This window comes from Nonomuraea sp. NPDC050643, assembly GCF_040654715.1.
GTDB lineage: Bacteria > Actinomycetota > Actinomycetes > Streptosporangiales > Streptosporangiaceae > Nonomuraea.
Map to the genome: position 1 here is coordinate 13,822 of NZ_JBFAIM010000069.1, position 23,984 is coordinate 37,805.

Here is a 23,984-nt window from a genome sequence, read left to right on the forward strand (position 1 = left end):
GAAGCGAGAGGTGAGCGTGACCAACGAAGACGACGAACGCGAAGACCTGATCCGCCGGATCACCGAAACCCAGCGCGGCCTCGGGAGACTGTTCGCCCAGCACCAGAGCCCGCTGTTCAGCTCCAATCTCACCATGAGACAGCTCAAGGTCATCCTGATCGTCTCCATGAACGGCTCCGCCTCCGGGCAGGATCTCGCCCAGAGCCTCGGGGTCGGTCTCGGCACCGTCACCGGCATCGTCGACCGCCTCGTCGCCCAGGGCTTCGTCGGCCGCCACGAAGACCCTCACGACCGCCGCGTCCGCCGCGTCGAGCTCACCCCCGCCGGCGCCGCCCTCGTCGAGGAGATCAACAACGCCGGGTTCGACCACTACCGCCGCATCCTCGACCACCTCGACACCGCGACCCTGCACGCGCTCGACCACGTCACCCGGACCATCCGCGACGTGGCCGCCAAGCTCATCGACGAAGGCTCCTGAGGGCGCCGGGCCGGCGCGATCGCACCGGCCCGGCGCCTTTACAATGTAGATTTCTAGGTGAGGCGCGACAGGACCGCCGGCAGGTCGCGCTCGTGCACCACCGTCAGCCGCCGCGTCGCCCGCGTCACCGCCACGTACAGGTCCTGCCCGCCCTGCGGCGACTGCCCGATGATGCCCGCCGGGTCCACCACCACGACGGCGTCGAACTCCAGCCCCTTGGCCTGCGTCACCGTCAGCACCACCACCGGCGCGTCCAGATCCCCTTCCGGCAGCACCCGCGCCACCTCCGCGTGCCGGGCGTCCGGCACCACCACGCCCAGCCGCCCCTCACCGATCTCCGCCAGCTCCGAGGCCACCAGCTCCGGCAGGCCCGCGACCGGCAGGCGCACCGCCCGCGGCTCGGCCCCGCCCTCGCGCACCGAGTCCGGCGGCTCCTGCTCCGGCGCGTACGCCGCCAGCACGTCGGCCGCCACCCGCATGATCTCCACCGGTGTGCGGTAGTTGACCAGCAGCCGTTCCTCCCGCCAGCGCCCCTTCAGGAACGGGTCCAGCACCTCGCCCCACGACCGCGCGCCCGCTGCCGACCCCGTCTGCGCCACGTCGCCCACCACGGTCAGCGACTTGGCCGGCACCCGCCGCATCACCATCCGCCAGGCCATCGGCGACAGCTCCTGCGCCTCGTCCACGATGACGTGGCCGTAGGCCCAGGACCGGTCGGCCGCCGCCCGGTCGGCCGTGGTCAGGCCCGCGCCGTCGTCGGCGTGCCGTTCGGCCAGCACGTCGGCCCGGTCGAAGACGCCCTCGTCCGCCACGCCGGTCGACTCCAGCACCTCCTGCGCGTACAGCTCCTGCTCGGCCCACTCCTCCTCGGCCAGCCGGCCGGCCACCCGCCGCGCCGAGTCGTCCTCGCCCAGCAACTCGGCGGCCTCGTCGAGCAGCGGCACGTCGCCGACCGTCCACTCCGCCTCCAGGGGGCGGACCAGCTCCTGCCAGTCCAGGCCGGGCGGGGCCACCGACCACAGCGCCTCCGGCGAGGCCAGCAGCTCCGACACCAGCCGCCGCGGCGTCAGCTCCGGCCACAGGTCCTCCACCGCCCGCCGCACCGGCGGCTCGCCCCACAGCCGGCGCGAGGCCAGCTCCAGGTCCAGCTCGTCGAGGTCGGCCTCCAGGTCCAGCGGCTCGGTCAGCTCGGGCTCGTCGACGTCGAGCTCCTCGATGTGCAGCGACTCCTCCAGCGCCCGCGCCTCGGCCTTGGCCAGCTCCTTGAGCATCTCGGTGACGTACAGCTTGCGGGCCATGTTGTGCGGCAGGCGCACCGCCCTGGCCCGGTCGCGCAGGCGTACACAGGTCGTGTGCGGCACGCGCAGCCGCAGGCCGTCCAGCTCCACGACCAGATCGCCCTCGGGGGCGCGCCGGCGCAGCTCCAGCGCCCCCGCGACCACCTCGGCCATACGCACGTCGCCCTTGACGACCGCCGCGGCCGGCCCGTCGGCCGCGACCGCGCGCACGCCCGGGAACATCTCGCCCACCGTGGTCATCACCACCTGCGTCTCCCCCAGCGCCGGCAGCACCTGGCCGATGTAGCGCAGGAACATCGCGTTGGGACCCACCACCAGCACGCCGCGCCGCTCCAGCGTGTCGCGGTGGGTGTAGAGCAGGTACGCCGCCCGGTGCAGCGCCGCCACCGTCTTGCCGGTCCCCGGGCCGCCCTGCACCACCAGCGCCCCCTGCAGCGAGGCCCGGATCACCCGGTCCTGCTCGGTCTGGATGGTGGCCACCACGTCGCCCATCCGCCCCGTGCGGCCCCGCCGTAGCGCGGCCAGCAGCGCCGCCTCGCCGACCAGCGCGCGCCGGTCGCCGTCGCTCATCCGCTCCAGGTCGAACACCTCGTCGTCGATCCCGACGACCAGGCGGTCCTTCAGGTGCAGGTGCCTGCGGCGCACCAGCCCGCCCGGATCGGTGGCCGTGGCCACGTAGAACGGCCGCGCCGCCGGGGCCCGCCAGTCGATCAGGACCGACTCGTGCCCCTCGTCCCGAAGCCCGACCCGGCCGATGTACGTGCTCCGCCCCGACCCGTCGTCGACGCGGCCGAAGCACAGGCCCCGCTCGACCGCGTTGAGCTGCGCCAGCCGCCGCGACTGCTCCGCGGCCATCGCCTCGCGCTCGACCATCGCCTGGCGTGTTCCCGATCCGCCACCTCTGGCGTACACCTCGCGCAGCGTCGTCTGGGCGCGCAGGCGGGCGACGTCGAGCAGGCCGTACAGCCACGACACAGTGCGCTGCTCGGTGTCAAGGGCTTGCGCGAGACCATCTTGACGATTAGTCATTCCCTGGTATACTCCTATCGGGAGGGCTGTGAAAGCTCGCGTTGTTATGCGCAGTATTCGAGCTTAACCCCGCGCGGGTCCGCGCGCAAACCCTCCGCTGTTCCCGCGATCGGGTTGTCCGGGAGCAGCTCCCCGCGAAGCCGGCAGCGCCGGTGCCCGTCATGTCCGCGCCCGGCTCGCCCAGCCCGCGGGCGAACGCCCTGCGGCGGCGCTACTCCGGGGGTGGGCCGGTCGAGCGGCGCGGGACCAGGGTGGGCGTGACCGAGAAGGTGACCGACGACGTGCGGCCCTCGATGCGCTCCAGCAGCAGCCGGCCCGCCGTGCGGCCCATGACGCCTCCGTCCTGGTCCACGCTGGTCAGCGAGATGTCCGACAGCGCGGCCGTGCGGGTGTTGTCGTAACCGGCCAGCGAGATGTCCGCCGGCACCGCCAGGCCCGCCTCGTGCAGCGCCGTCAGCGCGCCGAACGCCGCCAGGTCCGCGCCCGCGAAGATCGCCGTCGGGCGGGGCTCGCGGGCCAGCAGCTCGCGGGCTCCCTCGAAGCCGCCCTCCTCGCTGTAGGCGGTCATCGCGACCGCGATCTCGTCGTCCAGCCCGTGCTCGCGCATCACCCGCTCGTAGGTGACCGCCCTGATCGTCTGCAGCATCGCCGCGGATCGGCGGCCGGTGTGCTCGTGGTGGCCGATGTGGGCGATGCGGCGGTGGCCGAGGGCGAGGAGGTGGCGTACGACGAGTTCGGCGCCGATCTCGTCGTCGTCGAGCACCGCGTCGTAGAGCGCCGACTTCTCGTGCGGGCCGAGCACCACCATCGGGAGCTGCCCGCCCACCTCCTCCAGCCGCGTCCGCGACACCCGGGGAGCCACCATGAGCAGGCCGTCGACCTGCCGGTCCACCAGCGCGTCGATCGCCCGCGTCTCCGCCTTGGCGTCACGGCCGCCCAGCACGATGATCACCTGGTAGCCGGTGCCCTCGAGCTGGTCGTACAGGCCGTCCATGATCTCGGGGAAGAACGGGTTGCGCAGGTCGGGCAGCAGCACCCCGATGGTGAACGTGCTGCCGCGCATCGCCCGCGCCGCCGCGTGCGGCCGGTAGCCGAGCTCCTCGATCGCGGCCTTGACGCGGTCGCGCATGGCGGGGCTGACCCCGTACGCGCTGCGCAGCACCTTCGACACCGCCGTCGTCGACACCCCGGCATGGCGCGCCACATCGGCGATCGTCACCCTCCGCCGCCGCCCGCCCGTGGTCATCGGCCCGCCTCTCTTCAGAACGTGCCGATTGTACGAGCCACCCGGCCCCGCCGGGTGCGGCAAGGACTTGTCCCAAATCCCCACTGTCCGTAATGGGACCCTTGACCGGCGTCACCGGCGGCAGTTTCATGGCGATGCACCCTCTTGTTCCGCCGTCGTATCAAGAGGTGACCCAGAATGAACCCTTCGAACGTACTCGACGCCAAAATCGCGCTCGCGTTCAAAGCACTCGACGTGTCGCAGGACGACCGCCTTTCCTGGGCGGACTTCGCCGCGATCGCCGGGCAACTGACCACCCGCCTGCACGCCGACAAGAAACAGGAAGCCGAGATCAACGAGGCGTTCCAGGCGTGGTGGGGCCAGTTCGAGACGAAGACCGGCGACGAACTCGGCATCGACCAGTTCATCTCCGCGATCAGGACCGGCATGGCCGCCGGCCCCGCCTTCTACGAGCAGGGCGCCGGGCGCATCGTCGACGTCATCACCCGCATCGCCGACCGCAACGGCGACGGCATCATCAGCAAGGAGGATTATCTGGCCTTCTACCAGGGATCCATGGCCGACGAATCCGGCGTGCTGGAGGGTTACCGGAAACTCGATCTCAATGCCGACGGCTCGGTGTCGGCCGAGGAATTCCGGCAGGCGGTCCGCCAGTTCTTCACCTCGGAAGGGCTCGACACCGTCGGCGATTTCCTTCTGGGACGTCCCTCTACGCAGGCTTAGGCGCTCCGCCTATTCCTCCGGAATGGCGCTGAAGCGTGCCGGCATGTGTTCGCGGGCGCATGCCGGCACGCCGACGCGGCCGGGTCCCCGTCCGTTTCCCGTCCGGGCGGGGATGCTAGCTTGACGACCCATGTCCGACTATCTGCGGGAGCTCTTCTCCCTTACCGGCCGGCGCGCGCTGGTGACCGGCGGCAGTTCCGGAATCGGGTACGCCATCGCCGAGGCCCTGGGCCGCGCCGGGGCCGACGTCGTGATCGCCGCCCGCAGACAGAACGAACTGGACAAGGCCGCCGCCCGACTGCGCGAGCAGGGCGTCACCGTCTCCGTCATCGGCACCGACCTCGGCGACCGCGCCGGCGTGCGGCGGGTGTGCGAGACGGCCGGCGACATCGACATCCTCGTCAACAACGCGGGCAACAACATCCGCAAGCCCATGGCCGACCTCACCCTCGACGACTACGAGAGCACGCTGGCCGTCAACTTCACCGCGCCCTACCTTCTCGGCCAGCACTTCGGCCCGGAAATGGCCGGGCGCGGGTGGGGCCGCATCATCAACATCGGCTCGCAGCAGTCGATCAGCGCCTTCGGCGACAGCGGCGCCTACGGGGCCGCCAAGGCGGCCGTCGCGGGCCTGACCCGCTCCCAGGCCGAGGCGTGGTCGGCCGGCGGGGTGTGCGTCAACACGATCATCCCCGGGTTCGTGCTGACCCCGCTCACCGCCGCCGCCCAGGCCGTCCCCGGCCGGGTCGAGGCGCTCGCGGCCCGGCACATGGTGGGACGCAACGGGCTGCCGCAGGATTTCGCGGGCGCGGCGGTGTTCCTGGCCTCCGCCGCCTCCGCGTTCGTCACCGGGCAGATGCTCTATGTGGACGGCGGTTTCTCCGTCCACTGACCGCGCGGCGCCTCCCGGCCGGGCGCCTTTACTTTGTAGATCATTCGCGGCGGATCTGGCGCACCCCGACGCCCTCGCGCCAGGTGTCCATGACCAGCTCGTTGCCCGCGACCCTGGTCCAGACGACCTCGACCAGCTCGATCCGGAACAGGTGCGAGTCGGACTCGAGCACCTCGAACGACTTGCGCGTCTCCTCGTCGGTGACCTCGACCGCCCGGCCGGCCAGCTTGACGTCGCCCTCCCAGGTGGACGGGTCGGACCCCTGCGGGTCGGCCGACGTCACGTGGATCGCCATCCGGGGATCGCGCCGCAGGTCGGCGGCCTTGACCGCCCTGCCCATCGAGCCCGTCCACAGCTCGCCGTCGCGGAAGCTCGTCTCCACCCCGCTGACCCGGGGCGAGCCGTCCTTGCGCAGGGTCGCCAGGACCTTGTGCTTGTAGGCGTCCATCAGGCGCCGCGCCACCTCGGCCAGCTCCGGCGCCTGCCGATCGAACTCCTGCCATGAAGCCATGGCCCCATCATGGACGCCTCCGCCGACAGAATCAGCCCCTTCGGTCCACCAATGGGCTAGTTTATAAACGAACATACATTTACTAATGAGGAGACGCGCATGGCTTCGGAACGGCCGTTCAGGTGCTCGGTGTTCATCGGGGTCAGCCTCGACGGGTTCATCGCCCGTGCGGACGGCGACCTCGAGTGGCTCACCTCCCGGGGCGCGGCCACCGGCGGGGATCTGGGCTACCGGGAGTTCAGCGACGGGATCGACACCGTCGTCATGGGGCGGGGCACGTACGAGCCCGGCCTCACGTACGATCCGTGGCCGCACGAGGGCAAGCACGTGGCCGTCCTCAGCACCACGCTGGAAGCCGGGAACGACCCGCGCGTCACGGTGTACCGGAGCATGGAGGAGCTGCTGCGCGGCCTGGCCGAGCGCGGGACCAAGAGCGTCTACGTCGACGGCGGCCAGGTCGTCCGCGCCTTCCTGCGTGCGGGGCTGATCGACGAGCTGACCATCACCACGGTGCCGGTGCTGCTGGGCGAGGGGCTGCCGCTGTTCGGGCCGGTGGGGGGTGACGTGCCGCTGGCACACCTGTCGACCAGGGTGTTCGGCGCGGGCGTCGTCCAGTCCACGTACGCCGTCGAGCGGCCCTGGACAGGGCATTTTCCCAGGTCAAGCTCCTTGTAGCGGCATATTTCCGGTGTAAGACTGGATGTGACGGAAGGGGGGAAACGTCATGATCGAGGTCAAGAGCATCGACAAGCCGGACGAGCGCCGCGACTTCCCGAAGGGGCATCTGGAGGTCTGCAACCTGAGCGGGCTGTGCTTCGGGGTGGCCACGTTCGAGCCCGGCTGGCGCTGGTCGGAGTCGGTGAAACCCATCGCGGGGACGGATTCGTGCCAGGTCCACCACAACGGCTTCGTGATGGAGGGGCGCCTGCGCCTCCGGATGAACGACGGCACCGAGACCGAGGTCGGCCCGGGAGAGGTCTTCGTCTGCCCGCCCGGACACGACGCCTGGGTGGTGGGCGACCAGCAGGTGATCATGTACGACTTCGCGGGCGGCGCCGCCGACTACGCCCGAGCGGCCGGGTCCGGCTCGTAGCCGATCGACCACGCGCACACCGGTCACCGCCACGACCGCGGGCGCGGTGACCGACGCGGAGCTCTGCACCGCAGGCCCGCCGCGGGGCCGGTGGCCGGTGTCGCGCGTGCGTCATGCGCGGCGGCGGGCGCGGTAGGCGGTCGCCTTGGCCCGGTTCTGGCAGGACAGGCCGCAGAAACGACGGGAGGCGTTCCTGGTGACGTCGAAGAAGACCAGGTCGCAGCCGCCCGCTTCGCAAGAGCGCAACCGCACCCCCTGACCCACGCCGATCACCATGGCCAGGGCCGTGGCGGCGTCGGCGGCCCAGGCGTCCACGAGGTCCGCGCCGGGGCCGTGGAAGGCCAGGACGGGCGGGTCGCCGTGGAGGTTCGGGACGGCCGAGTGGCGGACCAGGGCCCGGTTGAGGGCGGCGACGTCGCCGGCGAAGGCGGGGTGGAGCTCGGCGGCGACCTCGGCGAGCCGGTCGGCGTCCGCTCCGGTCAGCGCGCGGCTGGGCGTCCAGCCCTGGCGGACGAACGCCTCCTCCAGAGAGGCCCGGCGGTCGGCGGGGGGCTCGGCGGGACGGCCACGGGCCTGCGTGACGTCCAGTTCGTTCACCAGGACGACCGCCAGCTCCGCCCACCTCCCGACATAACTGTCTATTTGCGATTGACCAGTGATGCGCCATGCCTCTATCGTCACTGACATAGCTTATCTAGACAGTGAGGGATTTGCCGTGAGCGCATCGTCCAGGCTTGCCCGCCGCATGTGGCACCAGCTCGAACCCGTCCACGCCGTGCTCTACTTCTCACCCCAGGCGTTCGGGGAGGCGTCCGCGCTCGGATACGACGTGGAGTCGCGCTGGCCCAGCTATTTCGCCTACCGCACCGCCCCGCTCGGGCGGGCCGGCACCCGGCTGGCCACCGCCGCCTACTACAGCTTCAGCCCGCGCATGATGGCCGAGCATGTGCCCGCCGTCTGGGAGGTCGCCGCGCCGGAGGCGGTGCTGCGGGCCCGGCTGGAGGCGGTCGACAGGACCTACCGTGACCTGCTCGGCGATCGGGTGGCCGGGTCGGACGTGGCCGAGGCGGCGGAGCTGGCCAGGCGGACCGCCGAGAGCGTGCCGGTGGAGGGGCGGCCGCTCGCGGCGGCCAACCTGGACCTGCCCTGGCCGCAGGAGCCGCACCTGGTGTTGTGGCAGGCGGCCACCGTGCTGCGCGAGCACCGCGGCGACGGGCATCTGGCGGCGCTGCAGGCCGCGGAGCTGGACGGGTGCGAGTCACTGGTGTCGTTCGCGGCGATCGGGGCCGCGCCGGTGGAGAACTTCGCCGGGCGGGGCTGGAGCGAGCAGGAGTGGGACGAGGCCCGGGACCGGCTGGCCGCGCGGGGGCTGGTGGGGGCCGACGGGCAGGCCACCGAGCGGGGCCGGGCGCTGCGCGATCAGGTCGAGAGGATGACCGACGACCTGGCCGCCGAGCCGTGGCGGCAGGTCGGCGAGGAGCGCGCGGGACGGCTGGCGCAGCTCGCGTCGCCGTTCCTGGGCGCGGTGTTCGAGGCCGGGCTGCTGCCGATGACCAGCACGCTGGGCATCGCCACCGTCAAGGCGCCCGACTAGCGGGGCGGGTCAGCCGAAGCCGGGGGCGGGTTGCCAGAGGCTGAGCTCGGTGCCCTGGTCGTCGGCGCAGGAGCAGCCGCGGCCCGACTTGCCGTCGAACACCTCCCCCGCACTCCCGCCCAGTTCCCGCACCCGCTCCAGCGCCGCCTCGATGTCGTCCACGTGGTAGTAGAGGTTCGGCTGGCTCGACGGGCCGCCCGAGACGAAGCCCATCGGCACCGCCGTGTTCGTGACGTGCAGGTACGTCTCGTGTTCCCGGGTGAACTCCCACCCGAACAGCGGCCCGTAGAAGGCGGCGGCCCGGTCAAGGTCGCGTACGGACAGGGTATAGTAGCCCAGCTCGACAGCCATGCACATACCTCCGCAATAATTGCCTCTATCGTTAAGGATTAGAAGCCTAACGGAAGCAGGCAAAGATTAACAACAACGTTAATGAAATTGACGCCACGCTGGCGGCTCTCGCCGACCCCACCCGGCGCAAGGTGATCGACCTGCTGCGCGAAGGGCCGCGCCCGGCCGGGGAGCTGGCGCAGGCCGTGCAGATGAGCGCGCCCGCCCTCAGCAGGCACCTGCGTGTGCTGCGGGCGGGCGGCCTCGTGCAGGCCGAGGCCGGTGGGGCCGACGCCCGGCTGCGGCTCTACACGCTGCGGCAGGAGCCGTTCGCGGCCCTGCAGGCGTGGCTGGACCAGGTGCAGGCGTTCTGGGCCGAGCAGCTCGGCTCGTTCAAGGAGCACGTGGAGCGGACGCAGCGGTGAACTCGGCAGCCAACTCCGTGCGGGCCGGCGTCACCGTGCCGGTCGATCCGGTGACCGCGTTCCGGATCTTCACCGACGAGATCGACCGCTGGTACGTCCGCGGCCGCCACAGCTGGGTCGACCCGGCCCGCGCGGTCGGCATCCGGTTCGAGGACGGCTACCTGCGCGAGCTGTGGTCCGACGGCGGCCACGTCGACACCGGCAAGATCGTCGCCTGGGAGCCGCCGCACCGCCTCGTCTGGGCCGACCTCATCAACGAGGGCGGCCGGATGGAGATCGAGGTGGCCTTCAGCCCGGTCGAGGGCGGCACCGAGGTGCTGCTGGAGCACCGCGGCCTGGACACGCTACCCCCGGACGTGGCCGGGCGGATCAGGCGCGGCTACTCCTGGAACATCGCCCTGGGCTGGTTCGCCCGCCAGTGGGAGACCGGTCGACCCACCGGACGGACCGCGGGCCCGATCACCAGGGGATGACGCCGGCGTCCTCGAAGAACGAGCCGGTCGGGCCGCCGTCGGGCAGCGTGGCGAGCCGGATCGCGACGGCGGCGCCCTGCTCGGGGGTGCGGGGCCCTTGGAAGCCGGTGAAGTCGGTCGCGACCAGGCCGGGGCAGGAGGCGTTGATCAGGATGTTCGTGCCGGCGAGCTGCCGGGCGTACTGGATGGTGACGGCGTTGAGGAACGTCTTCGTCGGAGCATAGGCCGCCATGACCGGGCCGATCTCCTGCTCCGGATCCGCCTGCCGCGTCAGGGAGGCGACGCTGCTGGAGACGTTGACGATCCGGGGCGCCGCCGAGCGGCGCAGCAGTGGCAGCATCGCGTTGGTCACCCGGATGACGCCGATGACGTTGGTCTCCACGACCGCGCGGACGACGCCGAGGTCGAGCGCGGTCGGGTCCTGTACCCAGCCCGGCCCCGTCTCCCCTGAGACGCCCGCGTTGTTGACCAGGGCGTCCAGGCGCCCGGCCTGCCGTTCGACCAGCTCCGCGGCCGCGGAGACGCTCTGGTCGTCGGTCACGTCCAGCGGCACCCCGAACACGTCGAGCCCGGCGGCGCGCAGCTTCTCGACGGCGACCTCCCGCCTGGCCGCGTCACGGGCTCCCACGCCCACGCGGTGGCCGAGTGCGGCCAGCCCGGCCGCGATCTCGTACCCGATCCCCTTGTTCGCGCCGGTCACCAGCGCGATCTTCTGTTCTCTCACGCGGTCGATCCTGTCCCGCCGGCGAGCGCGTATCCAACACTCATCAGGTGCGCTGTGATACTCCGCAGGTATCACAGCGCAGTACGCTGGAGCGGTGGACCTGTTGGAGACCCGCGAGCTGCGCTACTTCGTCGCCGTGGCCGAGGAGCTGCACTTCGGCCGCGCCGCCGAGCGCCTCGGCATGGCCCAGCCGCCGCTGTCGCGGGCGATCCAGCGGCTCGAGCGGCGCCTCGGCGTCACCCTGCTCGAGCGCAACCGCCGGGGCGTCACCCTCACCGGCGCCGGGGAGGTCCTGCTGCACGAGGGCCGCGCGACCCTTGACGCGGCCGCCGCCGCCGCCAACCGCACCCGCCGCACGGCGGCTCCCGGCAACCGCCTGGTGCTGGCGGTGAAGAGCGGCGCGGACCACGAGCTGCTGCAGAAACTGCTCCACGCCTACGCCGCCGAGCCCGACGCGGCCGAGGTCGAGGTGCTGCTGTGCGGCATCGGCGAGCAGCCACGGCTCCTGCGCGACGGCCGTGCCGACGCGGCGCTCGTGCACCGGCCCTTCGACCTCGTCGCCGGGTTCGACAGCGAGGAACTGCTGACCGAGGGGCAGGTCGCCATCGTGCCCGCCGGCCATCCGCTCGCCGCGCGCGCGTCCATCTCCATGGCCGAGGTCGGCAACGTCCCCGACCTGCCGCTGGCGCGCTGGCCCCGCCACGACGGCACCTATCCGCCCGGCCCGGGGCCCGAGGTCCGCGACCAGTCGCAGCTCGCCCAGTTGATCGCCCTCGGGCACACCATGGTCGTCATTCCCGTCTCCAGCCGCGCCTGGCTGTGGACCGATCACGCCGCCGTGCCCGTGATCGACGCGCCGCTGGTCACCACCCTCATCGTCTGGCCCGCGCACAGCCGCTCGCTGACCCTCGCCGGGCTGATCCGCACGGCCACACGCCTGTGAGCCGGTGCGGGATGGCGGTCGGCGCGCTAGCGGCGGCCGTACTTCTTGTGGACCGCCTGCTTGCTCACCCCGATCGCGTCGGCGATCTGGGCCCAGGCCAGGCCGGCCACCCGGGCCCGCCGAACCTGGACCGCCTCCAGGCGTTCGATCTCACGGCGCAGCGCGGTGGTCGCGTGCAGAGCCCGCAGCGGATCGTCGTCCTGCGCCTGCGTCACGAGGCTCGCCAGGTCGTTCGTCATGCACTAAAGGTAGTCCAGCAGCAGCGCGTTGATCTCCTCGGGACGTTCGAGCGCGGGCAGGTGCCCGGCCCACTCCAGCTCCAGCAGCTTCGCGCGGGGCAGCTCGGTGGCCAGGTGACGGGCGCCGGCCACGAAGTACGGCAGGTCGTGCGCCCCCGCCACCACCAGCGCGGGGACGTCGATCTCCGACGGCGCGAAGTCCCGCTCGGTCTGCTGGAGCTCGATGCCGTGCTGGATCTCGAACGCGTGCCGCTGCATCGCCACCAGCCGCTCCCGGGCCCGCGGCGAGGCCGCCGGGCCGAGCAGGACGTCCGCGTTCAGCTCCGCCGCCCCCTGCGTGTCGCCCTGCTCGAGGAGCCGCCCCTCCTCCGCCCAGTACGCCCGCACGTCCGCCGTGGGCTCCAGCGCGGAGACGGGGTTCAGCAGCACCAGCCGCCCGGCCAGCCCCGCCGAGGCCAGCTCCAGCGCGACGCGGGCGCCGCCCGACGAGCCGACCAGCGCGGCGCGGCTGATGTCGAGCGCCGCCAGCACCCGGGCCACGTCGTCGGCGTCGCCGTAGGGCCCGTCGGCCCGGTAAGGGCTGCGCCCGTATCCCCGGAAGTCCACCCGGATCACCCGGAACCGCTCCGACAGCGCCTCCGCCTGCTCGTCCCACATGCCGGAGTCGGCCGCCGTCGAGTGCAGCAGCACCACCGGGTCGCCGGTGCCGTGTTCGTCGTGCCAGACGGTCATCGCGACTCCACCACCAGCCGCACGCCCAGCCCGATCAGCACGACGCCCGAGATCTGCTCGAGGCGCCGCTTGACCGCGGGCCTGCCGAGCCATGCCTTCGCCTTGGTCACCGTCCAGATGAGCGCGCCGTACCAGAGCAGGTCGACCGCCACCCACACCAGGGCCAGCGTCACGAGCGTCAGCGGCACGTTCTGCCCGGCCGGGACGAACTGTGGCAGGAACGACATCGCGAACACCGCCGCCTTCGGGTTGGCCAGGCACGTCCCGACCCCCGCCAGGTAGGGCCCCCGCCACCCGGGCACCACGTCCCCCTCGGGCGCCGGCGTCCCCTTGCGGGCCTGCCACAGCGCCTGCGCGCCCATGACGATCAGCACCCCGGCGCCGACCACGCGCATGACGTCGTAGGCCACCTGCGAGGCCACCAGCAGGGCCGACAGCCCGAACGCGGCGGCCAGCCCCCACAGCAGGATGCCGGTCTCGTTGCCCAGCGTGGCGGCCAGGCCCGAGCCCCGGCCCGCGCGCAGGGTCTGCCGCAGGATGATGGCGGTGCTCACCCCGGGAACCATGGCCACCAGGACGCAGGCGCCCGCGAAAGCTAGAAGATACATGCGGGGCATGCTCGCAGACCGGCGGCCGGAACTCTCCTGGTTTTCGCCCACGGCGTGGCGTGACCGGCCACGGAGCGCCTCAGCCGTAGAGCTTGCCGAGCTCCGCGGCGGCCTCGCCCATCATCGCCCGCAGCTCTGGCGGCCCGAGCACCTCGACGTCGGCGCCCATGCGCAGCAGCAGCCAGCGCGCGTGCGTGATCGACTCGATGGGCACGGTGAGCGTGAGCCGTCCCTCGGGGTCGGGCTCGCCGGCGGCGGCCAGCGCGGCGCCGACCACGTCGGAGCCCATCGTGTACGCCAGCAGGTCTCCCCGCCCGGGGGCGAGCCTGATGACGGCCTCGGCGGTGTACATCCGCTCGCGGAACTCCTTGGCGTACTCCTTCCAGAACCCGCCCAGGTCGAACGTCTCAGGCCGGGCGAACCGGCCGGGCAGCGTCGAGAGCGTCAGGATCCTCGCCACCCGGTACGTCCGGGGCCCGCCGTCCGGCGGCGCGGCCACCAGATACCAGGAGCCGCCCTTCAGCACCAGCCCGTACGGGTGGATCACCCGGTCGACCTCCTGCCGCCCCCAGCGCCGGTAGGTCATGTGCAGCGGCCGCTGATCCCACACCGCCTCCGACACCTCGCTCAGGTGCGGGACGTCGTCGGCCGAGCGATACCAGCCCGGCACGTCCAGCAGGAACCGCTCGCGCATCCGGGAGGCGTGCGAGCGCGGCTCGGGCGGCAGCGCGGCCAGCAGCTTCAGCTCGGCGTTGGCCGCCACCTCCGCCAGCCCCAGCTCGGCCGCCGGGCCCGGCAGCCCGGCCAGGAACAGCGAGGACGCCTCCTCGGCGGTCAGCCCGTTGAGGCGGGTGCGGTAGCCGTCGAGCAACTGGTAGCCGCCCGCGGGGCCGCGGTCGGCGTAGACGGGGACGCCGGCCGCCGACAGCGCCTCGACGTCGCGGTAGACGGTGCGCACCGACACCTCCAGCTCCGCCGCCAGCTCGGGCGCGGTCATGCGGCCGCGCGTCTGCAGGAGCAGAAGCAGGGAGAGCAGGCGGCTGGCACGCATGCCGCTCATTGTATTGCGAACATATTCCGTGTTTGTATGAACACATGGAACGTGTGCGAGCCATCATGAACGCCCTGCGTACGCACGACAGCGTGTCCGTGGCCGAACTGGCCGCCGAGCACGGCGTGTCGGAGATGACCATCCGGCGCGACCTGGACGAGCTGGCCCAGCAGGGGGTGGTGCGCCGGGTCAGGGGCGGCGCGCTGTCGCTGCTGCTGCGCGGCGAGGAGCCGCCGTTCGGCGTGCGCGAACGGGAGGCGGTGGAGGCCAAGAGGCGCATCGGCGCGGAGGTGGCCGGGCTGATCGCCGACGGGGAGGCGGTGGTGCTCGACGGCGGCACGACCGCGCTGGAGGTGGCGCGCGCCCTGCTCGACCGTCGCCTGACCGTGCTGCCGCTGGCGCTGCAGGCGGTGACGCTGCTGGCCGCCGCGCCGCGGGTGCGGCTGGTGCTGCCCGGCGGCGAGGTACGCCAGGGCGAGCTGAACTTCATGGGCCCCCTCACCGAGAGCTCGATCAAGGCCCTGCGCTTCGACACGGCGGTGATCGGCTGCTGCGGACTGTCCGCCGAGCACGGCCTGACCGCGCACGACCTGCCGGAGGTGGCCGTCAAGCAGGCGGCGATCGCCTCGGCGCGGCGGGTGGTCGTGGTGTGCGACGCGGGCAAGTTCGCGCGCACGGCCTTCGGCGCGGTGTGCCCGATCACCCGGCTGGACGTGGTGGTGACCAACCCTGGCATCCCGCCGGAGGAACGCGACGCGCTGGTGGCCGCCGGGGTGCTGGTCAAGGAGGCCGGGTGAGGCGCGAACGCACGGCCGTCTACCTGCTGTTCTTCCTGACCGGGGCGGCGATCGGCACCTGGACCGCGCGCATCCCCGCCATCAAGGAGCGCCTCGGGCTCGGTGAGGGCGAGCTGAGCCTCGCCCTGCTGGCCATCGCGCTCGGGGCGATGGCGGGCATGACGGCGGTGGGCCGCCTGGTGGACCGCCACGGCAGCAGCCGGGTCATGATCCCGGCGGCGCTGCTGCAGGGCCTGGTGCTCGTGCCGCCCGCCTACGCGGGCAACCTGGGCGTGCTGGCGGGCACGCTGCTGCTGTTCGGGATCGTGCACGGGGTCCTGGACGTGTCCATGAACGCCAACGCCGTCGAGGTGGAGCGGGCCCACGAGCGCCCGATCATGTCGTCGTTCCACGCGGTCTTCAGCGTCGGCGGGTTCGCGGGGGCCACGGCGGGCGGGTTGTTCGCGCACTTCGACCTGGCCCCGGCGGTCACGTTCTGGTCGGTGGGGACGGTGATCGCGGTGCTGGCGGTGTGGGCCGCGCGGTGGGCGCTGCGCTCCGCGCCCGCGGGCGGCTCCGTCACAGGCGGGCGGGGCGGGCGGCCCAAGGGGGTCGTGTTCCTGGGGGTGCTCGCGTTCTGCTGCCTGGTGGGCGAGGGCGCCGCGGCCGACTGGAGCTCGGTCTACCTGCGCGAGGACTTGAACGCGTCGCCGGGGTTCGCCGCCGCCGGGTACGCCGCGTTCTCCATCATGATGACGGCGGGCCGGCTGGCGGGCGACCGGCTGGCCGCCCGGCTCGGGCCGGTGACGCTGGTACGCGGCTGCGGACTGCTGGCCGCCGCGGGGTTGGGGCTGGCGCTGCTGGTCGATCTGCCGGTGGCCGGGGTGGCCGGGTTCGGGCTCTTCGGGGCGGGGCTGTCGTGCATCGTGCCCCAGGTGTTCTCGGCCGCGGGGCACCGGGATCCGGCGTACGCGGGGTGGGCGCTGGCGCGGGTGGCGTCGATCGGCTACCTGGGGTTCCTGTCGGGGCCGGTGTTCATCGGGGGCGTGGCGGAGCTGACCGGACTGCCACCGGCCCTGGCCATCCCGGCGCTGCTGGCCGCGTTCGTCGCCCTGGCCGCAACGGCACTACGGGCCCGCACGGAGGAGCCGGTCGGCTGAGGGGCCGATGTGGGTTTGGGCCTGTGCGCCTGCGCCTGCGCCTGCGCCTGCGCTTGGGCCTGCGCTTGGGCCTGCGCTTGGGCTTGGGCTTGGGCTTGGGCGCTTGAGCCTCAGCCGAACTGCTGCCAGCCGAGCCTGAGCACCATGGCCGCGACCACGCACAGCAGCACGATCCGGACGAACGCGGCGCCCCGCTTGAGCGCCATCCGTGCGCCGAACTGGGCGCCGGCCACGTTGCAGACCGCCATGCCGAGACCGATCGCCCACTGCACGTGACCCTGCGACCCGAGCACCACCAGCGCGCCGACGTTCGTCCCGATGTTGATGATCTTGGCGGAGGCGGAGGCCGAGACGAAGTCCAGCCCGAGGATGGTGGTGAACGCGATGATGAGGAACGTTCCCGTGCCCGGCCCCATGATGCCGTCGTAGAAGGCGATGCCCACCCCGCCCGTCGCCACCGCGGCGGCCACCCGGGGCCGGGTACGCAGGTGCGGCACCGGCACGGCGCCCATCGCCGGGCGCAGCGTCACGAACGCGGCCACCGCCAGCAGCACCACCATGACGGCCGGGCGCAGCACGTCGGCCGTGATCGAGGCCGCCGCCCACGCGCCCAGCCCGGCGCACACCACGGCCAGCGCGGCGCCCGGGATCGCCACCTCGCGGTCGACCTTGGTGGAGCGCGCGTACGCGACGGCGGCGGAGGTGGTGCCGAACACCGACGACAGCTTGTTGGTGGCCATCGCCTCGATCGTCGGCATGCCGGTCATGAGGACGGCGGGAAGTTGCAACAGCCCGCCACCGCCCACGACGGCGTCGACCCACCCCGCTCCGGCCGCCGCGGTCAGCAACAACAGGACCTGCTCCAGCGGCACGCGCCACTCCCCCAATTCCCCCGAGAACCCCCAGGAGTGTACAAGTCCCCCTTTACTCCCCCCGCCGCCCCATCCCGCCCAACACCCAATCCCGACCTACACCCCCACCCAACGCCACCCCAGCCGCCCACGCCGTCACCGTCATGGTCACCGTCGCTGTCACGGTCGCCGTCGCCGTCGCCGTCACGGTCGCCGTCGCCTTCACAGCGCCCCGCCGCGTCACCGGCACCCTCGTAGTGCTCCGCCGCGTCGCTATCACCATCGCGGCGCCCTGCGGCACCGCTCTCTCCCGCAGCCGCAGTGGGGCCGGGGTTCTCCATTCGCGCCGAGACGGTGGGAGGTGGTGCGGTGGTGTTCGGCGCGTTTTGGGCGGTGCTCGGCCGGGCCACGGGGGCCGGTCAAGGGTGCGCTTCGTCACGGCGAGCCACCCGTGAGCCTTCACGACCGGCCATGACGGGCGGACACTGGCGTCGGCGAGTGCGGTGACCTTGGCCTTGCCGTAAAGGATGGCCGTAAAGATGGCCTTTAGGATGGCCGCAGGGTGGGCCCAAGGGTGGGCGGTCAGGCGAGGGCGTGCAGGAGGGCGGCGGCGAGCGCGGCGCGTTCGATCATGCCGTCGGCGCTGATGTGCTCGTGGCGGGCGTGCGCGCCCGCGCCCACCGCGCCGAGCCCGTCCAGGACCGGGCGGCCGAGCGCGGCGGCGAAGTTGCCGTCGCTTGCGCCCCCGACCGAGCATTCGCGCAGGTCGAGCCCCATCCGGGCGGCCACCGTGCGCGCCTGCTCGAACAGGCGGGCGGTGCCGGGCCCGCGTTCCATGACGGGCCGGTTCCAGCCGCCCGTCACCGCGATCGCCGCGCGCGGGTCGTGCGGGCGCAGGTCCGCGAGGGCCGCGTCCACCCGGTCCGCCTCGGCGCGGCTGGACACCCGCACGTCCACGTCGGCCGTGGCGGCCCCGGCGACGACGTTGGAGCCGGTGCCGCCGGTGACGACGCCGACGTTGACGGTCGTGCCGGCGTCGAGGTCGGTCAGGCCGTGCAGGTGGCGCACCGCCCTGGCCAGCTCGTCGATCGCGCTGGCGCCCTTGGCGGGTTCCAGCCCGGCGTGCGCCTCCACGCCGGTGAAGCGCAGGCGGAAGATGCCGACGCCCTTGCGCTCGGTCTTCACCGCGCCGTCCGCGCTCGCCTCGAACACCAGCACGGCGGCGGCGTCCCGGGCGGCCTCCTCGATGAGGGGGCGCGAGGCGGGGCTGCCGATCTCCTCGTCGCCGTTGAGCAGCAGCCGCAGCGGCGCTCTCGGGAGCCCGGCGGCCTCGAGGGCGCGCACCGCCCAGACGAGCTGCACCAGGCCGGCCTTCATGTCGAAGACGCCGGGGCCGGTGACGTGGTCGCCCTCGACGGTGAACGGCCAGGTGGCCAGGGTGCCGGCGGGCCACACGGTGTCGTAGTGGGCCAGCGCCAGGACGGGCGTGGCGTGATCGGGGCCGCCGGCGGGGGCGGGGTAGTCGTTGACGCAGATGTCGCCGTGGCGTCCGCCGGAGGTGCGGCGGGTGGCGGCGGGGGCGCCCAGGCGGGCGGTGAGGTAGCCGTCGAGCCAGTCCAGGCCCGTGTCCAGCAGGGCCTTGTCGTTGCTGGGGGTCTCCAGCGACACGTACGCGGACAGGTCGGCGAGCAGGTCGGCGCGGTGGCCGGACAGCCAGTCGCGCAGCTCCACGGGGTTCACAGGGCGGCCTCCAGGTCGCGCAGATGGTCTTCGCTCATGGGGGCGCGGCCGGTCTCGACGTCGGCCAGGCGGGCGAGCATGCCGCTCAGCAGCGGCGTGGCCACTCCGGCGGCCTCGGCCTGGGCGAAGACCTCCCGGTAGTGGTCGTGCACCTCGATCGGGCGGTGCCGGACGGCGATGTCGCGCCAGATGCCGCTGCGGTCCTTCGGCTGGGTACGCAGCCACGCGGTCAGCCGGTCGGTGGCCCGCTCGCGCACCTCAGTGGCTGCGGGCAGGTAGGCGGCGGGGTCGAAGGCGTCGAAGGGTTCCAGGGCCAGGCCCTGGGCCGCGGCGACCGTGAAGACCTCGGCCACCAGCGCGTGCATGAGCGGCCGGTGCCGGTCGATCAGGTCGGCCATGGGCGCGTCGGCCAGCGCGGTCGCGCTCAGCATGGCGCCGAAGCCCAGCTTGGCCCACAGGTAGCCGCTGACGTTCCCGGTCGCCTTGACGCCGAGCCCGGCCAGGTCGGCGACCAGCCGGTCCACGCGGGGGCTGGCGGAGCCGTCCAGTTCGCCGATCACGAACGCGCCGGGGCCGCCGTCGCGGATGACGCCCGGCCCGACCACGTCGGCGAAGATGTTGACGAACGCGCCGATCACGCGTTCGCGGCCCACGTGGCCGGCGATGAGGCGCTCGTTGAGGCCGTTCTGGACGGAGACGACGTATCCGCCGGGCGCGAGCCTGGGGGTGATCCACCCGGCCGCGCCCGCGGTGGCCTGGGCCTTGACGCACAGCAGCACCCGGTGCAGCGGCCCGTCCACCTCGGCCGGGGTGGCCGCGCCGAGCCGGACGGACTCGTCGCCGTCCGCGCGCCGCAGGATCAGGCCGTCGCGCCGGACGGCCTCGACGTGGGCCGCGTCGGCGTCCACGAGCAGCACCTCGTGCCCGTCGCGGGCCAGGTGGAAGGCGATGGTGCCGCCGATGGCGCCGCCGCCGACGATCGTGTAGGAGCTCATGCCTGCTGTACCTCGCTCGTTCCCGTCCAGTGCAGCGGCAGCGCGGTGGTGCCCGCGGACGCGCCGCCGTCGACCCGCAGCACCGCGCCCGTCACCCAGGCGGCCTCCTCGCCGGCCAGCCAGCGCACGGCCGTGGCCACGTCCGGCGGCAGGCCGCGCCGCCCGAGGGGGTTGGCCGAGACGGCGGCCGCGTACTCCTCGGTGACGGGGTTGGCGGCGCTGTCGACGGTGACGAAGCCGGGGCTGACGGCGTTGACGCGCACGCCGAGCGGGCCGAGCTCGACCGCGGCGGCCTTGGTGAGCATCTCCAGCGCGGCCTTCGACGTGCAGTAGTGGGCGGCTCCGGGGCGGGCGCGCAGGGCGGCTCCGGAGGCGATGTTCACCACCGAGCCGGTCCGGCCGCTCGCCGCGCAGGCGCGGCCGAACGCGGCGGTGATCAGCATGGGGGCGCGGACGTTGACGTGCTGCACCCGGTCCCACTGGGCGGCGGTCATCTCCAGGAACGGCGTGGCCGGGTAGATGCCGGCGGCGTTGACCACGGCGTCCACCGGGCCGTTGGTGTCCCAGGCCCGCTCCAGCAGCCCCGCGGCGGCCTCGGCGTCGGACAGGTCCGCGGTGATCGGGCGGGCGCGCAGCCGGCCGGCGTGTTCGGACAGGTCCCGCACGTCCACGGCGGTGACCCGGGCTCCGTCGCCGGCGAACAGTTCGGCGACGGCGGCGCCGATGCCGCCGGCCGCGCCGGTGACCAGTACGTGGCGGCTCACGCGAGCTCCTTCCCCTTGGTCTCGGGCATGGTGGCGTAGACGATGACGCCGACGAGGGCGGCGCCGGCCACGTACAGCCAGACCAGGTCGCGGTAGCCGCTGGAGCTGAGCCAGGTGGTGATGTACGGGGCGGTGCCGCCGAAGATCGCCACCGCCAGCGCGTACGGCAGCCCGATCCCGGTCGTGCGCACCTCGGCCGGGAACTGCTCGGCCATGACCACCGCGCAGTTGGCCGAGTAGCCGACCAGGAACACCATCCCGACCAGTTCGATGACCAGCAGCGAACCGAACCCGCCGTCGAGGAAGTGGAACGCCGGCCAGGCCAGCACCAGGAAGCCCAGCGCGAAGGCGAGCATCGTGGGCTTGCGCCCCACCAGGTCCGACAGCAGCCCGCCGAACGGCAGCAGGATCAGGAACACCAGCACCGCGATCGTGTTGGCCAGCAGCGCCTGGTTCAGCGGGATGCCCGTGTCGTTGTGGGCGTAGGTCGGCATGTAGCTGACCCAGACGTAGTAGAGCAGCGTCCCGGCGATGGTGATGCCGACCACGCGCAGCGCGGCACGCGGATGGTCCCTGAACATCGAGACCACGGGGTTGACGCGGGTCCGGCCGGAGGACCGGGCCTTGGCGAACGCCTCGGTCTCCGGCACCGACACCCGCAGCCACAGGCCGACGAGCCCGAGCAGCCCGCCGATGATGAACGCGATCCGCCAGCCCCAGCTCTGCAGCGACGCCTCGTCCAGGGTCGAGGTGAGCACGGTGCCCATGGCCGAGGCGATCAGCACGCCGCCGCCCACCGACACCTGCTGCCAGGACCCGGCGAACGCGCGCCGCCCGCGGGCCGCGGACTCGACCAGGAAGGCCGAGGAGGTGCCGAACTCGCCGCCCGCCGAGAAGCCCTGGACCAGGCGGGCCAGCACCAGGATGATCGGCGCGGCGATGCCGATGGTCTCGTAACCGGGGGTGATCGCGATGACGAAAGCGGCCGCCGCCATCATCGAGATGGTCAGCGTCATGCCCTTCTTGCGGCCGTACCGGTCGCCGTAGGCGCCCAGGATCGCGCCGCCGATGGGCCGCATGAGGAAGCCGACGGCGAAGACGGCCAGGGTGGACAGCAGGGCCGCGGTCTCGTTGTCGGAGGGGAAGAACTGGCGCGAGAACACCGACGCGAACGTGGTGTAGATCGCCCAGTCGACCCACTCGACGGTGTTGCCGATCGCGCCGGCCACGATGGCTTTGCGCTGCTGCGGGGTCAGCCGGGTCTCGGCGACGGTCGTCATGCGTTCTCCCGGACGTATGCGGCGATCTGGGCGTGGGTGGCGTACCAGACGCCCTCGTGGCCGGTGATGTGGTCGAGCAGTTCGGCCAGCGCCACCATGCGCGAGCGGTGGCCGATGATGTGCGGGTGCAGGGTGAGCTGGAACAGCCCGCCCTCGGCGTACGCGGCGTCGAACTCGTCGCGCCAGATCCCGGCCACCTGCCGCGGCGGCGTGTACGGCCGCAGCGACCCGAAGCGCTCCATCATCAGGTACGGCGCGTCGTCCCTGATCCACTCGACCGGGATCTCCACGATGCCGGTCGGCTCCCCGTCGGCCAGCAGCTCGTACGGCTCGTCGTCGGCCATCAGCGAGGAGTCGTAGCTCAGGCCCAGCTCGCGGGTGATGGCCAGGGTGTGGTCGGAGAAGTCCCAGGACGGCGTGCGGATGCCGACGGGACGCGCTCCGGCGAGCCGTTCGAGGGTGTCGGCGGCGCGCAGGGCCAGCTCCCGCTCGTCGGCCGGGTCGAGCGTCGTGTTGCGCTCGTGGATCCAGCCGTGCATGGCGACCTCGTGGCCGGCGGCGACGTAGTCGCGCACCTCGCCGGGGTGCAGCAGCGCGGAGACCGCGGGCATGAAGAACGACGCCGGGATGCCGTGCCGCTCCAGCAGGCGCAGCACGCGGGGGGCGCCGACGCGGGAGCCGTACTCGCCCTGGGCCAGCTTGCCCGGCCGGGTCTCGCCGTCGCGCAGCGGGATCGTCTCGTGGTCGGAGTCGAAGGACAGCGCGACGGCCACCCGGGCGCCGCCCGGCCAGGAGCCGGGGCGCAGGCTCCGCCCGGCGCGCACGCGCTCGACGTGGCCGCGCCAGGTCTGCTCGTCCCACTGCCAGGGCTGCTGTTCGGTCATGATGCGGGGTTCTCCGTTCGTGCGGCGGGGGTGGGCACCCAGGCGCGTTTGAGCGTGGTGAGCTGGAGGGTGACGTCGGCGGCGCGCAGGCCGGGCAGGGAGCCGACGTCGTCGGTCAGGTAGGGGAACAGGTCGCCGTAGTGGCGCAGCGCCACCTGGCCGACGAGGTTGAAGCGGCCGGTGGTGGCCGACAGGTAGCGGGTCGCCGGGTGGGCGGCGAGCTGCTGGCCGGCCCGTTCGAGCAGGCCGGGCTCGACCTCGAGCCAGAGCATGAACTCCACCGCGTACCCGAGCACCTCGGGCTCGGCCAGCGTGCGGAAGCGCAGGCAGCCGCGGCGCACGAGCGACTCGACCCGGCGTTTGGCGGTCGACTCGCTGGCGCCGACGGCCTGGGCCAGGGCCTTGTACGACATGCGCCCGTCCTCGCCGAGTGCCTGGACGATCGCGTGTTCGAGCTCGTCGAGCCGCTCGGACGGGCTCTGCGGGAAGCGGTCCTCGAACGGCTGCTCGGCCGAGTCGCGCAGCTCGGCGGTGGCGCGTTCGCCGAGGACGCCGGGGTTCCAATCGTGGTTGGAGACGAACGTGCGCATGACCGCGTGCGTCTCGCTCTCGGTGACCCGGTCGCCGCCGGGCACGTCGGCCACCATCACCCGGCCGATCTCGGCGTGGGTGGGCACGACGAACTCGGCCACGCAGTCGGCGCTGCCCGACACGACCGCGACGAAGCGGGCCTGGGGCCGCTCGGCGATGCAGGCGGCGACGTCGTAGGTGGTGCCCGGCCGGCAGCGGAACCGGCTGAGCACCGGCACGCCGAGCCCGCAGCGCAGCACGTCGACCACGCCGATGACGCGCAGCAGCCCGCTCTCGCCGAGCAGGGCGGCGCGGCGGACCACGGTGGACTCGCTCGCGCCGACGAGCCGGGCGACCAGGCTCCAGGGGGCCCGGCCGTTGAGCTGCAGGGCCGCGACGATCGCGCGGTCCAGCTCGTCGATGTGGACGGCTTCTTGCATGGGCTCCATCGCTACTGACGGAATCCCTCAAATGCAAGGCAAAGGTGACGCTATCCCCGAAAATCTACATTTCACATGGAAAACGGCGCGTCCCTGGCAGGGGCGCGCCGTTGCCGGAGGCGTCGTGGGCCGGCA

General features: G+C 72.9%; 28 protein-coding genes. 11 read left to right on the top strand and 17 right to left on the bottom strand.

The features are described 5' to 3' along the window. Positions 1-16: 16 nt before the first annotated feature. The gene (locus AB0I15_RS53200) at positions 17-478 is read left to right on the top strand and encodes a MarR family transcriptional regulator (protein WP_358114859.1); all 462 of its coding nucleotides are present in this window, start codon (positions 17-19) and stop codon (positions 476-478) included. A gap of 53 nt (positions 479-531) precedes the next feature. Here the strand turns inward: AB0I15_RS53200 and AB0I15_RS53205 are convergent, their stop codons facing one another. Both AB0I15_RS53205 and AB0I15_RS53210 read right to left on the bottom strand, forming a co-directional pair. After that, positions 532-2,805 (bottom strand): ATP-binding domain-containing protein, encoded by a 2,274-nt coding sequence (locus AB0I15_RS53205; protein ID WP_358114861.1) that lies wholly within the window; start codon positions 2,803-2,805, stop codon positions 532-534. Positions 2,806-3,016: 211 nt separating this feature from the next. Next, positions 3,017-4,051, bottom strand: a complete 1,035-nt coding sequence (locus AB0I15_RS53210) for a LacI family DNA-binding transcriptional regulator (protein ID WP_358114864.1) — start codon at positions 4,049-4,051, stop codon at positions 3,017-3,019. 177 nt (positions 4,052-4,228) lie between these two features. Here AB0I15_RS53210 and AB0I15_RS53215 point away from each other — a divergent pair, with 177 nt between their 5' ends. Together AB0I15_RS53215 and AB0I15_RS53220 are read left to right on the top strand one after the other, a co-directional pair. Then, positions 4,229-4,774 carry an EF-hand domain-containing protein gene (locus tag AB0I15_RS53215; RefSeq protein ID WP_358114866.1) on the top strand — a complete coding sequence of 182 codons (546 nt, stop codon included), beginning with the start codon at positions 4,229-4,231 and terminating at the stop codon, positions 4,772-4,774. Between the two features lie 130 nt (positions 4,775-4,904). Beyond that, positions 4,905-5,666 carry an SDR family oxidoreductase gene (locus AB0I15_RS53220; protein ID WP_358114869.1) on the top strand — a complete coding sequence of 254 codons (762 nt, stop codon included), beginning with the start codon at positions 4,905-4,907 and terminating at the stop codon, positions 5,664-5,666. A 40-nt stretch (positions 5,667-5,706) separates the two neighbouring features. Here the strand turns inward: AB0I15_RS53220 and AB0I15_RS53225 are convergent, their stop codons facing one another. Further along, on the bottom strand, positions 5,707-6,177 hold the full coding sequence (locus AB0I15_RS53225) for a pyridoxamine 5'-phosphate oxidase family protein (protein WP_358114872.1): 471 nt from the start codon (positions 6,175-6,177) through the stop codon (positions 5,707-5,709). A gap of 99 nt (positions 6,178-6,276) precedes the next feature. Between AB0I15_RS53225 and AB0I15_RS53230 the strand changes: the two genes are divergently transcribed. Next, positions 6,277-6,852 (top strand): dihydrofolate reductase family protein, encoded by a 576-nt coding sequence (locus tag AB0I15_RS53230; RefSeq protein ID WP_358114875.1) that lies wholly within the window; start codon positions 6,277-6,279, stop codon positions 6,850-6,852. 49 nt (positions 6,853-6,901) lie between these two features. Then, entirely contained in the window at positions 6,902-7,270 is a 369-nt protein-coding gene (locus AB0I15_RS53235) for a cupin domain-containing protein (RefSeq protein WP_358114878.1), read from the top strand. Positions 7,271-7,381: 111 nt separating this feature from the next. Here the strand turns inward: AB0I15_RS53235 and AB0I15_RS53240 are convergent, their stop codons facing one another. Continuing rightward, entirely contained in the window at positions 7,382-7,867 is a 486-nt protein-coding gene (locus tag AB0I15_RS53240) for a CGNR zinc finger domain-containing protein (protein ID WP_358114881.1), read from the bottom strand. Between the two features lie 118 nt (positions 7,868-7,985). Here AB0I15_RS53240 and AB0I15_RS53245 point away from each other — a divergent pair, with 118 nt between their 5' ends. Further along, positions 7,986-8,864, top strand: coding sequence for a hypothetical protein (locus AB0I15_RS53245; RefSeq protein WP_358114884.1), 879 nt, complete (start codon positions 7,986-7,988; stop codon positions 8,862-8,864). Between the two features lie 9 nt (positions 8,865-8,873). On the opposite strand, the gene AB0I15_RS53250 is transcribed toward AB0I15_RS53245, so the two are convergent. Then, the gene (locus AB0I15_RS53250; protein ID WP_358114886.1) at positions 8,874-9,215 is read right to left on the bottom strand and encodes a VOC family protein; all 342 of its coding nucleotides are present in this window, start codon (positions 9,213-9,215) and stop codon (positions 8,874-8,876) included. Between the two features lie 98 nt (positions 9,216-9,313). Between AB0I15_RS53250 and AB0I15_RS53255 the strand changes: the two genes are divergently transcribed. Next, positions 9,314-9,619: a metalloregulator ArsR/SmtB family transcription factor gene (locus AB0I15_RS53255; protein WP_358115052.1), complete on the top strand. Its 306-nt coding sequence runs from the start codon at positions 9,314-9,316 to the stop codon at positions 9,617-9,619. Further along, the gene (locus AB0I15_RS53260; RefSeq protein WP_358114889.1) at positions 9,616-10,092 is read left to right on the top strand and encodes an SRPBCC domain-containing protein; all 477 of its coding nucleotides are present in this window, start codon (positions 9,616-9,618) and stop codon (positions 10,090-10,092) included. The genes AB0I15_RS53255 and AB0I15_RS53260 overlap by 4 nt, the downstream gene beginning before the upstream one ends. Here AB0I15_RS53260 and AB0I15_RS53265 read toward each other — a convergent pair. After that, positions 10,079-10,816: an SDR family oxidoreductase gene (locus AB0I15_RS53265; RefSeq protein WP_358114891.1), complete on the bottom strand. Its 738-nt coding sequence runs from the start codon at positions 10,814-10,816 to the stop codon at positions 10,079-10,081. The two genes, AB0I15_RS53260 and AB0I15_RS53265, sit on opposite strands and share 14 nt — an antisense overlap. Positions 10,817-10,910: 94 nt before the next feature. On the opposite strand from AB0I15_RS53265, the gene AB0I15_RS53270 reads away from it, so the two are divergent. Beyond that, positions 10,911-11,759, top strand: a complete 849-nt coding sequence (locus tag AB0I15_RS53270) for a LysR family transcriptional regulator (protein WP_358114894.1) — start codon at positions 10,911-10,913, stop codon at positions 11,757-11,759. A 26-nt stretch (positions 11,760-11,785) separates the two neighbouring features. Here the strand turns inward: AB0I15_RS53270 and AB0I15_RS53275 are convergent, their stop codons facing one another. The 4 genes from AB0I15_RS53275 to AB0I15_RS53290 all read right to left on the bottom strand — a co-directional run bounded on the left by AB0I15_RS53275 (position 11,786) and on the right by AB0I15_RS53290 (position 14,389). Further along, the gene (locus AB0I15_RS53275) at positions 11,786-11,998 is read right to left on the bottom strand and encodes a hypothetical protein (protein ID WP_358114897.1); all 213 of its coding nucleotides are present in this window, start codon (positions 11,996-11,998) and stop codon (positions 11,786-11,788) included. Between the two features lie 3 nt (positions 11,999-12,001). Beyond that, entirely contained in the window at positions 12,002-12,730 is a 729-nt protein-coding gene (locus AB0I15_RS53280; protein ID WP_358114900.1) for an alpha/beta hydrolase, read from the bottom strand. Beyond that, positions 12,727-13,338 (bottom strand): LysE family translocator, encoded by a 612-nt coding sequence (locus AB0I15_RS53285; protein ID WP_358114903.1) that lies wholly within the window; start codon positions 13,336-13,338, stop codon positions 12,727-12,729. The genes AB0I15_RS53280 and AB0I15_RS53285 overlap by 4 nt, the downstream gene beginning before the upstream one ends. Positions 13,339-13,417: 79 nt before the next feature. Beyond that, positions 13,418-14,389, bottom strand: coding sequence for a YafY family protein (locus tag AB0I15_RS53290; protein ID WP_358114906.1), 972 nt, complete (start codon positions 14,387-14,389; stop codon positions 13,418-13,420). Between the two features lie 44 nt (positions 14,390-14,433). Here AB0I15_RS53290 and AB0I15_RS53295 point away from each other — a divergent pair, with 44 nt between their 5' ends. Further along, positions 14,434-15,186, top strand: coding sequence for a DeoR/GlpR family DNA-binding transcription regulator (locus AB0I15_RS53295; RefSeq protein ID WP_358114909.1), 753 nt, complete (start codon positions 14,434-14,436; stop codon positions 15,184-15,186). Beyond that, entirely contained in the window at positions 15,183-16,325 is a 1,143-nt protein-coding gene (locus tag AB0I15_RS53300) for an MFS transporter (RefSeq protein WP_358114912.1), read from the top strand. Before AB0I15_RS53295 ends, AB0I15_RS53300 begins: the two co-directional genes overlap by 4 nt. 110 nt (positions 16,326-16,435) lie before the next feature. Here AB0I15_RS53300 and AB0I15_RS53305 read toward each other — a convergent pair whose 3' ends face one another. The 7 genes from AB0I15_RS53305 to AB0I15_RS53335 all read right to left on the bottom strand — a co-directional run bounded on the left by AB0I15_RS53305 (position 16,436) and on the right by AB0I15_RS53335 (position 23,849). After that, positions 16,436-17,197 (bottom strand): TSUP family transporter, encoded by a 762-nt coding sequence (locus tag AB0I15_RS53305; protein WP_358114915.1) that lies wholly within the window; start codon positions 17,195-17,197, stop codon positions 16,436-16,438. A gap of 561 nt (positions 17,198-17,758) precedes the next feature. Next, positions 17,759-18,916 (bottom strand): M20 family metallopeptidase, encoded by a 1,158-nt coding sequence (locus AB0I15_RS53310; protein WP_358114918.1) that lies wholly within the window; start codon positions 18,914-18,916, stop codon positions 17,759-17,761. Continuing rightward, positions 18,913-19,911, bottom strand: a complete 999-nt coding sequence (locus tag AB0I15_RS53315) for a 2-dehydropantoate 2-reductase (RefSeq protein WP_358114921.1) — start codon at positions 19,909-19,911, stop codon at positions 18,913-18,915. Before AB0I15_RS53315 ends, AB0I15_RS53310 begins: the two co-directional genes overlap by 4 nt. Continuing rightward, a complete protein-coding gene (locus AB0I15_RS53320; protein WP_358114924.1) occupies positions 19,908-20,675 on the bottom strand; it encodes an SDR family oxidoreductase in 768 nt (255 codons plus the stop codon). The genes AB0I15_RS53315 and AB0I15_RS53320 overlap by 4 nt, the downstream gene beginning before the upstream one ends. Beyond that, positions 20,672-21,955 carry an MFS transporter gene (locus tag AB0I15_RS53325; RefSeq protein WP_358114927.1) on the bottom strand — a complete coding sequence of 428 codons (1,284 nt, stop codon included), beginning with the start codon at positions 21,953-21,955 and terminating at the stop codon, positions 20,672-20,674. Before AB0I15_RS53325 ends, AB0I15_RS53320 begins: the two co-directional genes overlap by 4 nt. Further along, entirely contained in the window at positions 21,952-22,839 is an 888-nt protein-coding gene (locus AB0I15_RS53330) for a polysaccharide deacetylase (protein ID WP_358114930.1), read from the bottom strand. The genes AB0I15_RS53325 and AB0I15_RS53330 overlap by 4 nt, the downstream gene beginning before the upstream one ends. Continuing rightward, positions 22,836-23,849, bottom strand: a complete 1,014-nt coding sequence (locus AB0I15_RS53335) for an Lrp/AsnC family transcriptional regulator (RefSeq protein ID WP_358114933.1) — start codon at positions 23,847-23,849, stop codon at positions 22,836-22,838. Before AB0I15_RS53335 ends, AB0I15_RS53330 begins: the two co-directional genes overlap by 4 nt. Positions 23,850-23,984: the final 135 nt, after the last annotated feature.